Consider the following 14,711-nt stretch of genomic DNA (forward strand, 5'->3'; position numbering starts at 1 on the left):
CACACGCCTTGATTGTTTTATGCACTCTCACTTTGCTGGTCTAAGTCCACTAATTCACCTGCATTTAAATGATAGACTTTGCCAGCCATATTAATAGTTTCTTGGCGATGAGCAATCATAATCCGTGTGATTGGTAAGTGCTGAATTTGCTCACTTATTTTCGCCTCGTTATCCTTATCTAAATGGCTGGTTGCTTCGTCCATAAATAACACGCAGGGCGATTGATACAATGCGCGTGCAAGGAGTAAACGCTGTACTTGACCGCCAGATAAGTTTGATCCCATATCACCTACTAATGAGTTATAACCCATAGTCATTTTAGTAATATCATCATGAATAGCCGCATGACGAGCACACGTCTCTATTTTCAAGTAATTGGGCTGTGGGTCAAAAAAACTGATGTTATCGGCGATTGAGCCAGCTAACAATGTGTCATCCTGCATCACTGCAGCTATTTGTTTACGGTAGTTTTTAAGGCCAAGCTGGGTAATATCTTTGCCATCAAGCAACACCGTCCCCGAGGTCGGCTGTAATAACCCCAGCATAATTTTCATTAGTGTAGTTTTACCCGCGCCAGATGGCCCTGTAATAGCAATCGAGTCACCGGTATTCAGCGTTAAATTAACATTATTTAAAATGGGCGCTTGCTCTTCACTGTAACTAAAGCAAATATTCTCAAGGGTAAGCTGACCTTTTGCTTTACCTTCGTCATCACCGGTATAGGCCATTTCACCGTCACGATTAGCTTCTTGTTTCGTGAGTGCTATATCTGCAATACGGTCTAAGTGTAAGCGCATCATTTTGAATTGAATAATTTGCTCAATTAAGTTGGCAAAGCGGCTGGTTAACTGGTTTTTATAAGCAATAAACGCCAGTACCATACCAACAGACAAACTATTGCTCATAACTAGCAATGCAGCAAAGTAAATCACCAATACATTTTCAAGGCCAAATAACAGTTTATTAAATGAATCAAAGCTAATGTTTAAACGCCCTAAACGAATTTCACTGTTTATTACCTCTGCATAACGGTTTTGCCAAATACCTTGGCGCTGCGATTCATTACCAAACAATTTTATAGTTTGCATACCCCGAATATTTTCTAAAAAGTTCGACTGCTCTTTGGCAGATGATTGAATCATTTCTTCAGTAGCTTGGTGCAGTGGCCTGTAAAGCGCTAAACGCACTAAGGTATAAAGCACAATTGCACCTACAACTATTGCAGTGAGCTTTAGCGAATAAACTAGCATCATAATCAAAACGGTAATAGCCATCACGCCATCGACCAGTGTTTCTACAAACCCTGTAGTTATGCGCTCCCGTATTTGCGCTAATGAGCCAAAGCGCGATACAATATCGCCAACATGGCGCGACTCAAAATAATTCATCGGTAGCCGCAATAAGTGCCGGAGTAAGTTCACACCCATTTGCATATTCAAAAGGCTGGAAAGCCGTAAAATTAACCAGCTTCGCACAGCATTAGTCACCACCGAAATAATCGCAATCAGCGCAAACCCCATAGCGAGTACCGTTAATAACGATTCATCAAAACTAATGAGTACTTCATCCACCACCCACTGCATATAATAAGGGGTCATCAAAGCAAATAATTGCAATACCAGTGACAACGCAATCAGTTTTAGTAGCCCTGCTTTTAAGCCCTTCATTGAGCTCCAAAGTTGGGTAAACTTCATCTGTGCTTGTTCTTGTTTGGCTTCAAAATGACTGGTTGGAGTCAGCTCTAAACAAATACCGGTAAAGTGTTTACTAAACTCATTACTATTTAAACTGCGCTTACCAACAGCTGGGTCATTAATTGCAAATTTAGCTGCAACACCTTTGCCAGAGACTTTGGTCAGCACCACAAAGTGATTCATATCCCAATGTAAAATACACGGCGTTTGTAGTTTATGCACTTCATCAAGCGGACATTGTAGCGCACGGCTAGCTAGCCCTAAATTATCACCTAGCTCAATCAGTTGCTGTAAGTTCATCCCCTTTAGATTAGCCGAAAAGCGCTTGCGCATAGCAGGCATATCAAGTTGATGACCGTGGTAACTTGCCACCATTGCGATAGAGGCTAGGCCACATTCCGCAATTTCGGATTGAAGAATTAAATCAACTCTGTTGCTCACTGAGAAATCAATCATAAAAATCTTTTATATGAAAAAATAAAATTAATAAACACTTTTATAAGCTCACAATATTAATAAGCACATGTAGTGTTAGGGCAAGATAAATCCCCCCCTTAACCTTATATGTTAAATAACAGAAAATAAGACCACTTATAAATATAGAAATGAGCCCAAAAATATCTAATCCAAAATGTACAACTGTAAATAGAGCCGAACTTATTAACGCGGAACTCTTTACTCCAACGACTTTACAATAGTGGAAAAAAACTACACCTCTAAATAAGAGTTCTTCTAGGATAGGGGCTAGGACTAAAGTATAAAATAAGTTGTTATTTGCAGGTTCTAAACTGTAATTACTAATCGATGAAAAATAAAATAATATTCTATCTAGAAGATAAATAGAAAAGAAACATAATAAAATCAGCTTCCCTCCATTTTTGTTAAATGGATTTACACCCCATCCGATTGGAGTAAGTCTTTTTCTATTAAGGATAATAATAAATATCATAGATAAATACATTATAATTGAATAGTATGAATTTGGGGCATTAGCATCAAAAAAATAAACTGAAATTACCGATAAAAATATAAAAAGAAATATATAACAACATTCTACTATTAGCTTAAGCATTTAAAACTCTTAATTATTTCAAAAAAGGGGGCTCAGCCCCCTACTTATTTCTAGTCAATATTATTTAGGTCTAACCACCAATCAATTGCTTCATAAGCACTACTTTCGAGAGAATCCCCTATACTTCTCATAGTTTCACCAACAAAAACGCCAGCGTCTCTAGCCCAGCCACCACCAACAACAATATTAAGCTCTGATTTATTTAATTCTCTCATTAACCTTCTCCCAAACCTTCATCAACACCAGCAAAAAATTCATACATAAATTCAGCAGCCCCAACTATTGCAAAATAATGCAACGGACCAACACCACCACCACTAACTTCTTGAATTTCATTTGCGTTTATTTCACGCATAATACTATACTCCATGTATCCGACGCTTTTTAGTTAAGTCGTCGGGTTGTTAATATGCCCAACCTTACAATAAAGGAGGGCGGTTAATAGGCTGGCTTTAGCTGCTCGCTAAAGTTAACTAAAGCTGGCCGTCTTTTTCGGTTGTTTGCATTTAGCAAACCACCAAAATTTCAAATTTTTCTTTATTTCATAAAGTGCTACACTTAACTTACGCGCCCTTTTAGGCTGTACAGTGGCTCGAGTAACCACTCGATTAATGTGCGCTGCTCCAACATAATATCTGCCTCAAACAACATGCCGCTTTTCAGCTCAAACGCCTTACCATAGGCCTGCATTTGCTGTTGGCTGAGTGTTGCTCGCAAACGGTACACAGGCTCTTGCAGTGCAATGGGCAAACGTATTTCATTTGGGGTAATGAGTGCTTTGTCGATGCGGATAATTTTGCTGTTAATAAAACCAAAGCGTTGATAAGGGAAAGCATCAAAACGCAGGCGCGTATCGTTACCTAGTTGTATAAAGCCTGCTGAACGTGTTGGGAGCAGCAACTCTGCTACTAGCTCTGAGCCTTCGGGAATAATATGCAACAGTGGTTTGGCTTGGGTAAGTGTTTCCCCCTCAACCACTTGAATACCAGTAACCGTACCGCTGTTACTGGCTGTTATGGTATATTGATAGTTACTTTTAATTTGTGTGAGCTGGTTTTGAATATCCGCTTGTTGGCGTTTAAGACTATTTATACGCAACATATACTGCTGGGGCACATTGGCAGTATTAAAGCTAAGTTGACTTAATTGATTTTCTTGCTGCATAAGCAAGCGCGCTAGGTTTTGTTTTTCTTGCTTAGCATCTAAGAGGGCTTGCTGCTGTTGCTCTCGCTCGATGTTTGATAAAAAGCCATTTTTATTAAGTTGATTAAGGTTGCTTTGTTGACGGTTAAGTAGTGCTAGTTTTTCATCGGTCAATGCAAGTTGACTTTGTAATGCAGCTTGCTCATTAGTTAACGCATGCTTTTGCGCTTGCAAGTTAAGTGACTCTTGCTTTTGTAGGGTGTGGTTTTGTGCTATCTCATCATTGAGCAACTGTATTTGCATAATTAGCTGCTCAATAAGTTGGGTACTTAAGGCAATACCTTGGCTGTTATTTTGCTGCACAATAATAGTCGCCAACGGCTGACCTTTAGTAACGGCATCACCCTCTTGTACAAATAACTGCTCAATCATGCCGCCTTGATTAGCAAAGCTCTGGATCATCCCTTTGTTGGGCATTAAAAAACCGCGCACGGTTTCTTTACGAGAATATTCTGCGGTGAATAAGAAGGTAATAACTGCGATAGCCACACAAGCTAAAATAAACACAGTTAATTTTATTGATAGCGGTTGTGCGAGGGTTATAGCCCCCGTTAAACGCTCACTTTGCTGAGCGACAGCTTCCTTTCTAAATAACATCCCTGAACAAAACTAATACCAGTACGTTACATCTTCAGTTACAAAAAAACAACAATAAAAACACAAAAACCTTTAAAAGCAGCAACAACCGAACAAAAAAACAGCATCATGCGCGTTTTTTAAACTTTCCATACTGTTTTTTATTATTAGCTTGATAAAATCGTCATCGGCAGACTCAATATTGGATTGTCAGAATCCGCAAAATGCATCATTACTGATACATGGCCTGCAACTACAATCGCGTACATAGCGGCTGAAGAGCCTTGGCCATATTTATCTAGTGGCATTAAATGTGAATAGTGACGGCCTCGCCATTCAAATACAATTTCCAGCGCACCTACAAACAAAAAGAATACCAGTAACATTAAGCCAAAGGTGTAGCTCAGCCATAAGCCAAATAGTACGCCTAATAAGCATACGCTTAAACCAATCCATGAACGCATTGAAAAGCTAATACTTTTTAATACATGCCCGCCATCAAGCGGTAAAATAGGTAACAAGTTAAATAAATTTAATAACGCACTAAGAACTGCCACACCTGCAAATATTTCCATCTCGGTGGCGTAATATAAAACGACACCCAGTACCGAGGTAATTAAACCAAATGCAGGCCCCATTAATGATATAACGACATCTTGCCAACGGGTTGTTATTTTATCGTCACTTACAGCTAGCCCACCAACAAACGGGATTAAGTAAATACCTTTGGTTTTTATGCCAAAGTATTTCATTGCTCGCACATGGCCGTATTCGTGTACGACTAAGCAACCAATTAGCATTAGTGCAAATTCAATACTAAATAACCACGCATAGCCTGCAACAGAAGCCCCGGCAAGCACTACTTTAATTACCTTAGCACTTTTAAAAAGCTTAAAACCTAATGCAGCTAGCCCTAAAAAGCCTTTTTTAGGTGACCCATTTGTAGGTGCTGGTAACGCAAGTTGTGTTGCAAATTGATCATCTACAAAGAGCGAAATGCTTTGCTCTTCCACTGCCGCTGTATCAATACCTATTACTTTGTTGTCGTAAGTAAATTGAAAATAGTTTTCACGAGGGTTATCAAATGTAATGGCTTGTTGCGCGTGAAATACCTGCACAATTTTTTGCCCAGACACCATAAGCGAAAATGGTTGCTCGGCTAAAGTAAGATCTATTCTTATCATAATTAAGACCGTTTAAAATAATGGCGCTAGTATACCTAATCAGCTTAAAAACACGAGTGAAGGTGCTAGGTAACTATTTTCAAAATAAAAGTATTTGATACTGACAAAATAAAAAAACACTACTACTTTTATAGTAACTCCAAGCGATACATTGAAAGGGATAACAGTGGACAAAATAGTGCCTAATATTTTAGTTGTTGACGATTCAAAAGCAATTTTGATCGTTATGGAAGCTATACTTAACGAATTGGGTATGTCTAACACTATAACTACGTGCCTGAATGCAAAAGAAGCTCTTGAAAAAGTTAAAGAGGATATCAACTACTTTGATGCTATTTTTACTGATCTCAATATGCCCGAAATGGACGGCATGGAACTAATCCGCCACTTAGGAGAGTTACATTATCAAGGCGGTATTATAATTGTTTCTGAAATGGACCATAAAGTTATTAGCTTAGCTGCCAATCTCGCGAAACAACATAACGCTCACCTCATTGGTAATATTTCAAAGCCAGTGCAACTGTCTCAGGTTAGTAGGTTACTTATTAAAGTGGCGCAATTAAACAGCCACACTTTATTAAAAGAGTCAGCCATTTCAAAAGATGAGCTTATTGATGCATTAAAAAACGATGAAATAACGCCTTTTTACCAACCAAAAATAAACGCTGATAACAATAAAATTGAAAGCGTTGAAGTCTTAGCACGTATTTTATCAAGTAAAGACGGCAATATTATTTTACCTAACCGTTTTATAAACACTGCCGAACAACACAACTTAATTAATCAAATTACATTTTCTCTTTTTGAAAAGGCCACCAGCGAATTCAAAAATATGAAAGCGCAACTAGGTCATGATTTTAAAATGGCATTTAACTTATCGCCAACTCAGCTCGACGACTTAAACTGCCCTAATAAATTACTGCTCATTTTAGAACTAAACCAACTCACACCTAGTAATATAATTATAGAAATAACAGAACAACATGCACTCTCAAGCCTCATGCAATTAGAAACACTAAACAGATTAAGAATGCATGGCTTTGGTATATCGCTAGACGATTTTGGTGTTGGTTTTACTAATATGAATCAGCTTCGAAATCTTCCTTTTACTGAAATTAAAATAGACCGTTCACTTATTAGCCATATAGAAACAGATTTATTTTCTCAAGTGGTCGTAAGTTCGTTATTTAATATTACGAGTAAAGATAATTTAGACTTAGTAGCAGAAGGTGTTGAACGACCAGAAGAGCTCGTTTATTTAAGGCATTATAGAAGAAAACTAGCCATACAAGGTTTTTTATTTAGCCGCCCTAAACCACAAGACGAATTTATATCTTGGGCTAAAGATTGGCTGAAGACTGATGGCAGCCCCGCTTAAAGCGGTATTAATATTTAATCGGGGCTGGTTAACTAATTATCACCCCGAGTGTGTTTATCTTCTTCACTGACTATATGCGCACTGCTTGCTAAACGTTTGTGCCAACGCTGCCTTGCTACTGCGCGCATATTAGTAGATTGGTCACGCTCATCTACAATCTCTAGCCCCATTAAAGCTTCAATCATATCCTCTAGCGTTACAATACCTTGCACGTCACCGTACTCATCTACAACTAGGCATATATGCGTGCGCTTTGTTAAAAGAGTTTGCAGTAACGACGATACGTTCTGAGAAGTTGGTACGGTATAAATAGGCTTAATCAATTTGCTAATTTTGTAATCGGTGCCTAAGCGGTGAAATGCCAGCATAATATCGTTTTTATGCACAAACCCAACGATATCATCGGCATCTTTATCAAATACCAACACTCTAGAAAACGATGACGATCCATGTTCATTTAAATACTGATTAACTGTTAAATCTTTATGGATTTTGAAAATAACCGTTCGAGGCGTCATTAAATCACATAATTTTGCATGCTTAAAATGCAACAAATTACGGATAATATCAGATTCATCTTGGTGTAATGCTCCCGACTCCGTGCCTATATCTGCCATTGCCTCTATCTCTTGACGAATATAGTAAGCCTCATCGTGCTTTGGACCCATTAAATTTGTTAGCTTTTGAGCAAACCATACAAAAGGCTTTAGCGATATAACTAAAAAACGCAAAGCGTAGGTAACACTTGGGGTTAAAGCTCGCCAGTAATTAGCCCCCAAGGTTTTAGGTATAATTTCAGAAAGAATTAATACAAGAAATGTCATGATGGCTGATGCAATACCTACAGCCGCATCGGAAAAAACGACAGCCGCTTGTGCACCAACTCCCGCTGCACCTGCAGTATGGGCAACTGTATTTAAAGTTAAAATAGCAGCTAAAGGCTGATCTATATTGTTTTTAAGCTTTTCGAGCTGTTTAGCAAGCTCAGGGTGTTTTTTTCTAAGTGATGCAACATAGCTGGGCGAAATACTTAATAACACAGCCTCCATCACAGAACATAAAAACGAAATAACAATCGCCACTACCATATAAACTATCAGTAAAGTCACTTTCTCTCCTCTATATTGGATATGTGAGCATGGTAACAATACATGCTATATTTGGCCAAACTTCCAATAATAATAGGCATAATAATGAAATTTAGCGCACCATGGTGTCATCAAAATAAGCTATTTAAGTACGCAGCAGCTCTTTTAACGCTTAGCAGCTTAAGCTTTGCTGCAATAGCGGCACCATTGGATAAATCAAAAATTCAGTTTATCGGCCCACTTGCCGAAGATATGCAGTTAAAGCCTTTTCAGACACCTCATGGCAGTGCGATTATTAACAACCTATTGCCACAATTACAAGCAGACACAGATAGTTTTTCTGTATTTGGGAAAAAACAAAACTGGCAGCCATTTAATAAAATCAATGCGCTCACTTTAGGTGGGTTACAGGCACTAAAATTTAATATTGAAACAACCCGCTTTACACAAGGTACGCTTACCTTAAAAGGGATTGAGCAAGGGCAGTTATTTATTAATGGCGAACTACAAACAGGCGATAAAAATAGCTATAAGTTAGCTTTAAATAACAGTACTCACACTGTTTTAATAGTAGCCCAGCAAGTAGCTAATTGGCACGATGTAACGCTTGATTTTGCTCCAAAGAGCGACATTGATAAAATTACGCTCAGCACTTCACACATAAAACGTTTATCTGCAAAACAACTGTTTGATGCTCCTACCATTAGCCAATTATCACTCGCACCTAATGCCAAGCAGTACGTTACTACCACTCGCACTTATAGCGATAAAACACAAAATCAAGCAAATACAGTTACTGTACTTAAAGATTCAGACAATCAAACGCTTTATCGCTTTGAAGCAGGCCAACCAAGTAACATTATTTGGAGTCCAGATAACCAATATTTAGTGTATTTGTTAAATGGTGAGCTTAAACAACTTAACCGTAAAAACCTCTCAATAAAAACATTAGCAAACGATTTAGAAGGAGCTAATGGCTTTACCTTTTATAACGACACCAGTCTTTTGTTTAGCTGGTCTAAATCACCTGAGAGCACTAACAGCTTAACCAAGCACTATAAAGGTCTGCAAGATCGCTGGTCGTATGCACGTACCACCAGCCAAATTTATATGCTTGATACTAAAAGTGGTTTAACAAAAGCACTTAGCCAAGGTCCTCTTTCTTACAGCCTTGAAGATTCAAATAGTAACCGTGGCAAAGTATTAATGAGCCGCCCAGTAATGGCAATGCAGGCATCAACCCACCCTGAAACAGAGTTAGCCGAACTCGATTTAAAATCAAACAAGCTTTCATCGCTTGGTAAATTTAAAACGTTTAATTTAGCTAAATATGCAAATAAAGACATTTATGTAGTTGCAGGCCCTGACTTTAAAAATGGCGCAGGCAGAGCTCTACCAAAAGCAATGCTTGCTAATAACTACGACGGGCAAATTTATCTACTTACTGAAGGCGGTAAAAACGTAAAAGCACTCAGTAAACAGTTCGACCCCGCTATTGGCCAACTGCACGTTTTAGAAAACGGCGATGCGCTTATTAAAGTAACAGAGCAAGACACTCAACCACTTTACCTATTTGATTTAAGTAAACAGCGCTTTAAAAAGTTAAATACAGGATTGGATATTGTTGAACAATTTAGTTACTCACACGACCGTAATACCGAAATTTTATTAAGTGGCACTAACGCTTTAGCGCCACAACAACTAAAGCGCCTTAACGTAAGTAAAAATAAAACAGATTTAATATGGGATTCAAAACCAAGTAGCTATGCAAATACACGACTCCCTACATTAGAAGAGTTTAATTTTAAAAATAAACATGGTGTCGAAATAACTGGTCGTGTGTACATTCCTAGCAATTTAGATAAAACTAAAAAGCACCCTGCGCTCGTGTATTACTACGGCGGTACTTCACCCGTTACGCGTGGTTTTACAGGTCGTTACCCGTTTAACTTATGGGCAGAAAATGGCTACGTTGTTTATGTAGTACAACCTACTGGCGCAACAGGGTTTGGACAAAAGTTTTCAGCGCAGCATGTTAATGCCTGGGGCGACTACACCGCAGATGATATTATCGAAGGCACACAAGCCTTTTTAAATAAATACAACTATGTTGATAGTAAAAAAGTAGGTAACTTAGGGGCATCGTACGGTGGCTTCATGACCATGTTATTGGCAACTAAAACCGATATATTTAGTGCTTCAATAGCTCATGCGGGTATTTCTAATATTACCTCGTATTGGGGTGAAGGTTGGTGGGGCTACTTATATTCTGGCGAAGCATCAAAAAATAGCTTCCCGTGGAATAACCCTGAGCTTTACAGCCAACATAGCCCTGTATTTCATGCCGACAAAGTAACAACACCTATGCTACTTCTTCATGGTGATAGCGATACCAATGTACCTGTTGGCGAAAGCTTAACAATGTACACTGCACTTAAACTGCTTAATAAGGACGTAGAGTTAATCGAATACAAAGGCGCCGACCATCAAATTTTTGCACGCGACAAACGATTTGATTGGTGGAACACTATGCTCGCATACTTTGATAAAAAGCTAAAAAACGAGCCTCAATGGTGGGACTCGATGTATAAAAATGACTGAGCCTGAACCTTTAAAATAACGACTTAATACAGATTTATTAATAGTAGAATTAATTATTTAGCACCTTTTAATTAGTCTAAAGGTGCTAACCTCATCCTCTAATAACGTCTTATACCCCTTTGAAATATTAAGTTACTTAAAACTAATAAACCCCCTTCTCAGCATTTACCTATTGGTGCTACCATACAGAGCTATAAGCATTCAAAATAAAGTACTATGGCTATTAATGTTTTATTGGTTGAAGACGATGAACTACTCGTTAAACGCATCCAAAATCACTTTGCAGATACCGAATTTACAATAGAGGTAGACCCCACTGGCGCTGATGCACTTAACATTGTAAGGCAGCGGGTAAACCTGCGCGGTGCTATATCATTAGCCATAATTGACATTGTCTTACCAAAGCGCGACGGGCTTCAGCTCGCAAAAGAATTAAACACACTGACCGATATTGGCGTTATTGTATTATCGAGTCGTGACTCCCAAGCCGATCGTATTGCAGGTCTTGCACAAGGTGCTGATGACTATATTTGTAAGCCCGTCGATTTACTTGAGTTAGAACTTCGCATGCGCGCGCTCTATAAGCGTGTTGCAGTTAACCTAGAAGACGACGAAAGCGAAGAGTTTATAGAATATGCTGACTTTAAGCTTCATCCTGATAACCGCACATTAATTACTGCTGCGGGCGTTGAGTCACGCTTAACTGAAGCCGAACATAAAGTGCTTATTTGCTTAATTAGTAATGCAGGTAAAGCCACATCCCGTGAAAAAATATCAGAAGAAATAGGCCAGCCCGATTGGAGCCCAAACGATCGTACTGTTGATGTGCTTATTGGTCGTTTACGTAAAAAATTAAATGACGAAAAAGATCAAAAACGCATCGTTACCGTACGCGGTAAAGGCTATATGCTTTCTATTTAATACTTAGTTAATTGCGCAATAAGGCGCTCAAATGCGCGGTAATTAAGTGCTTCTTTAAGCTCATTTAAACTAATGTTTTCAGCGCCTTTTAAATCACTAATAGTCCGCGCCACCTTAATTACTCTATGGTAAGAGCGTGGCGATAAAGACAACTTCTCGCTTGCTCTAGCTAAAAATTGCAACTCTGCAGGCGCAAGTTCACAGTGCACACTCATTTCTTTATTATTAAGTCTCGCATTAACCTTACCTTGGCGTTTTAGCTGCACATAATAAGCAGCCTCAACTCTTGCTCTAACCTCAGCACTGGTTTCCTCCGGCTGAGTACTTTGTAGCTCAACACTCGTTAAACGAGGTAGTTCTATTTGCAAATCAATACGGTCAATAAAAGGCCCCGACACGCGTGATAAATAACGCATAACTTGATCGGGAGTTGCCCGCTTATCAGTATGGCTCCCCGTTGGGCTTGGGTTTAATGCTGTAATAAGCTGAAACTGCGCTGGGAACTCCATTTGCCTAGCTGCACGTGAAATAGTTACTGTGCCGGTCTCCATTGGTTCACGCAGTGAATCAAGCACCTTACGCTCGAATTCCGGTAACTCATCTAAGAAGAGCACACCGTTGTGTGCCAGCGAAATTTCACCAGGCTTGGGATTTGAAGAGCCCCCCACCAAAGCAACAGCTGAGCACGTATGATGCGGATTACGAAATGGCCGCTGTCGCCAATTAGTTAAATCTATGGATTGTCCAATAATAGAGTAAAGCGCAGCTGTTGAAATAGCTTCATCGTCCGACATAGTAGGCATTATAGTTGCCATTCGCTGGGCCAGCATTGATTTACCAGTACCTGGAGGGCCTAAAAATAGTAAATTATGCCCGCCAGCTGCGGCTATTTCTAATACTCGCTTGGCGCCAGGCTGACCTTTCACATCGCTTAAATCGAGCAAAAAGTCAGGGGCTTGTGTGCAGTCGGGGTACTCTATATTTAATAGCAAGGGTTGTTGATTAAGTAAATCCCCCCACACTTCTTGAATAGAGCTTACGGCTTTGCGTTTAACGCCATTAACTAAGCTTGCTAGGCTGTCGTTTGCAAGAGGTAAAAAGCAGCAGCGATCTTCTTCTTTTGCAGCAAGTACCGAAGGTAAAATAGCGTTTACACCACGCACTTCACCATTAAGAGCAAGCTCACCATAAAACTCGTACTTATGAATATCAGGACACACTATTTGCCCAGAGGCGACTAAAATACCCACCGCAATAGCCAGATCAAACCGCCCACCATCTTTTGGTAAGTCGGCTGGGGCTAAATTTACGGTTATTCGTTGATCGGGAAAACCAAATTGTGAGTTTTCGAGTGCGCTACGTACCCTGTCTTTCGACTCTTTAACAGACGCTTCGGGCAGGCCTACAATATGAAAAGCGGGTAAACCATTTCCTAGGTGAACCTCTACAATAACTTCAGGGGCATTTATGCCCACTTGAGCACGAGAAAATATACGAGCTAACGACATTCCTTATCCTAGTAAATGGTGTGATTACACCAGTTTAGTCAGGATATTTAAAAACGTGTAATGTGATTTGCCATTTTATAGCGGCTAAACGAAGTAATAAGGTCATTAACATTCCTAATACCATCGCCATTTCGGTTGCTAACGAAAAACTAATGCCAAGCGTATAAACAGTACCACCCGCTATACAGGTAATAGCGTAAAGCTCACCCTTTAATAGCATAGGGATCTCGCGTGCAAGCACATCTCGAATTAATCCACCAAAGCAGCCTGTAATTACAGCCATAATTACCGCAGTCATATCGGGCATACCAACAAGCTGTGCTTTTTGCGCCCCCATTACTGCAAAAAAAGCTAACCCAAACGCGTCCGCTGTTTGTAAAATATAATGAGGTATCGGCTTTTGTTTATTTATAAGGCGTGTTGTAACAAATACTGAAGCGAGTATGGCAAAAAAGTAACTTTGATCGTGTAACCAAAACACTGGAACATCTAAAATTAGATCTCGCACTGTACCACCACCAATAGCAGTTACTGTCGCTAAAACTACGACCCCAAAGCCATCCATTTTTTTCTCATACGCTAGCAAAGTGCCCGATACAGCAAACACCGCAATGCCTATTAAATCAAACCAGTGGTAAAGTTCAGTCATATTTGTAACAACCTAAAAATATTTGTGCCGTTTTAACACAAACCAAACAAGGTTTTAAGTAATAACGATTTATTTTAAGAAGTTTATAACATTTTAAAGTGTATCTCAGGGGGGCGGGAGCTTGCGCTTATGAGAAGTGAATGCCTCATGCAGTGAAGATGATCTCACCACTCTCATCAAATTTTAGACATAAAAAAACACGCTTTAAGCGTGTCGTTTCATTCTTATTTATTTCAGTGGTTGCGGAAGCCTGAACTTATAAAAGCTGAACCGACGACCTTCGGGTTATGAGCCTCAATATACACACTAAATTTTAGACATAAAAAAACACGCTTTAAGCGTGTCATTTCATTCTTATTTATTTCAGTGGTTGCGGGAGCCTGAACTTATAAAAGGTGAACCGACGACCTTCGGGTTATGAGCCACAATATACACACCAAATTTTAGACATAAAAAAAACACGCTTTAAGCGTGCCGTTTCATTCTTATTTATTTCAGTGGTTGCGGGAGCCTGAACTTATAAAAGGTGAACCGACGACCTTCGGGTTATGAGCCACAATATACACACCAAATTTTAGACATAAAAAAACACGCTTTAAGCGTGCCGTTTCATTCTTATTTATTTCAGTGGTTGCGGGAGCTTGAACTTATAAAAGGTGAACCGACGACCTTCGGGTTATGAGCCACAATATACACACTAAATTTTAGACATAAAAAAACACGCTTTAAGCGTGCCGTTTCATTCTTATTTATTTCAGTGGTTGCGGGAGCCTGAACTTATAAAAGGTGAACCGACGACCTTCGGGTTATGAGCCACAATATACACACCAAATTTTA

The 14,711-nt window shown here is 39.3% G+C and carries 12 protein-coding genes; 3 read left to right on the forward strand and 9 right to left on the reverse strand.

The genetic code is table 11. The annotated features are described in order from the left end of the window. Positions 1-17: 17 nt before the first annotated feature. From H5157_RS06610 to H5157_RS06635, 6 genes are all read right to left on the reverse strand, one after another. Entirely contained in the window at positions 18-2,150 is a 2,133-nt protein-coding gene (locus H5157_RS06610) for a peptidase domain-containing ABC transporter (protein WP_182724391.1), read from the reverse strand. Positions 2,151-2,190: 40 nt separating this feature from the next. Then, complete coding sequence (locus tag H5157_RS21095) at positions 2,191-2,766, reverse strand: CPBP family intramembrane glutamic endopeptidase (RefSeq protein WP_182724392.1); 576 nt, start codon at positions 2,764-2,766, stop codon at positions 2,191-2,193. Between the two features lie 50 nt (positions 2,767-2,816). Continuing rightward, positions 2,817-2,981 (reverse strand): hypothetical protein, encoded by a 165-nt coding sequence (locus H5157_RS06620; protein WP_182724393.1) that lies wholly within the window; start codon positions 2,979-2,981, stop codon positions 2,817-2,819. Further along, positions 2,981-3,136 (reverse strand): lactobin A/cerein 7B family class IIb bacteriocin, encoded by a 156-nt coding sequence (locus H5157_RS06625; protein ID WP_182724394.1) that lies wholly within the window; start codon positions 3,134-3,136, stop codon positions 2,981-2,983. Before H5157_RS06625 ends, H5157_RS06620 begins: the two co-directional genes overlap by 1 nt. Positions 3,137-3,324: 188 nt before the next feature. Then, entirely contained in the window at positions 3,325-4,566 is a 1,242-nt protein-coding gene (locus H5157_RS06630; protein WP_182724395.1) for an HlyD family efflux transporter periplasmic adaptor subunit, read from the reverse strand. A gap of 146 nt (positions 4,567-4,712) precedes the next feature. Beyond that, positions 4,713-5,729: a metalloprotease gene (locus H5157_RS06635; RefSeq protein WP_182724396.1), complete on the reverse strand. Its 1,017-nt coding sequence runs from the start codon at positions 5,727-5,729 to the stop codon at positions 4,713-4,715. Positions 5,730-5,895: 166 nt separating this feature from the next. Here H5157_RS06635 and H5157_RS06640 point away from each other — a divergent pair, with 166 nt between their 5' ends. Beyond that, a complete protein-coding gene (locus tag H5157_RS06640; protein WP_182695530.1) occupies positions 5,896-7,107 on the forward strand; it encodes an EAL domain-containing protein in 1,212 nt (403 codons plus the stop codon). A gap of 32 nt (positions 7,108-7,139) precedes the next feature. Here H5157_RS06640 and H5157_RS06645 read toward each other — a convergent pair whose 3' ends face one another. After that, positions 7,140-8,216 (reverse strand): hemolysin family protein, encoded by a 1,077-nt coding sequence (locus tag H5157_RS06645; protein ID WP_002957910.1) that lies wholly within the window; start codon positions 8,214-8,216, stop codon positions 7,140-7,142. Between the two features lie 84 nt (positions 8,217-8,300). Here H5157_RS06645 and H5157_RS06650 point away from each other — a divergent pair, with 84 nt between their 5' ends. Continuing rightward, a complete protein-coding gene (locus tag H5157_RS06650) occupies positions 8,301-10,796 on the forward strand; it encodes a S9 family peptidase (protein WP_182724397.1) in 2,496 nt (831 codons plus the stop codon). A gap of 216 nt (positions 10,797-11,012) precedes the next feature. Then, a complete protein-coding gene (locus tag H5157_RS06655; protein WP_002957913.1) occupies positions 11,013-11,717 on the forward strand; it encodes a response regulator transcription factor in 705 nt (234 codons plus the stop codon). Here the strand turns inward: H5157_RS06655 and H5157_RS06660 are convergent. Together H5157_RS06660 and H5157_RS06665 are read right to left on the reverse strand one after the other, a co-directional pair. Further along, a complete protein-coding gene (locus tag H5157_RS06660) occupies positions 11,714-13,225 on the reverse strand; it encodes a YifB family Mg chelatase-like AAA ATPase (RefSeq protein WP_182724398.1) in 1,512 nt (503 codons plus the stop codon). The two genes, H5157_RS06655 and H5157_RS06660, sit on opposite strands and share 4 nt — an antisense overlap. 34 nt (positions 13,226-13,259) lie before the next feature. Beyond that, a complete protein-coding gene (locus H5157_RS06665) occupies positions 13,260-13,874 on the reverse strand; it encodes a trimeric intracellular cation channel family protein (RefSeq protein ID WP_002957915.1) in 615 nt (204 codons plus the stop codon). Between the last annotated feature and the right edge of the window lie 837 nt (positions 13,875-14,711).

The sequence above is a fragment of the Pseudoalteromonas sp. SG43-3 genome, from assembly GCF_014164385.1.
Classification (GTDB): domain Bacteria; phylum Pseudomonadota; class Gammaproteobacteria; order Enterobacterales; family Alteromonadaceae; genus Pseudoalteromonas; species Pseudoalteromonas distincta.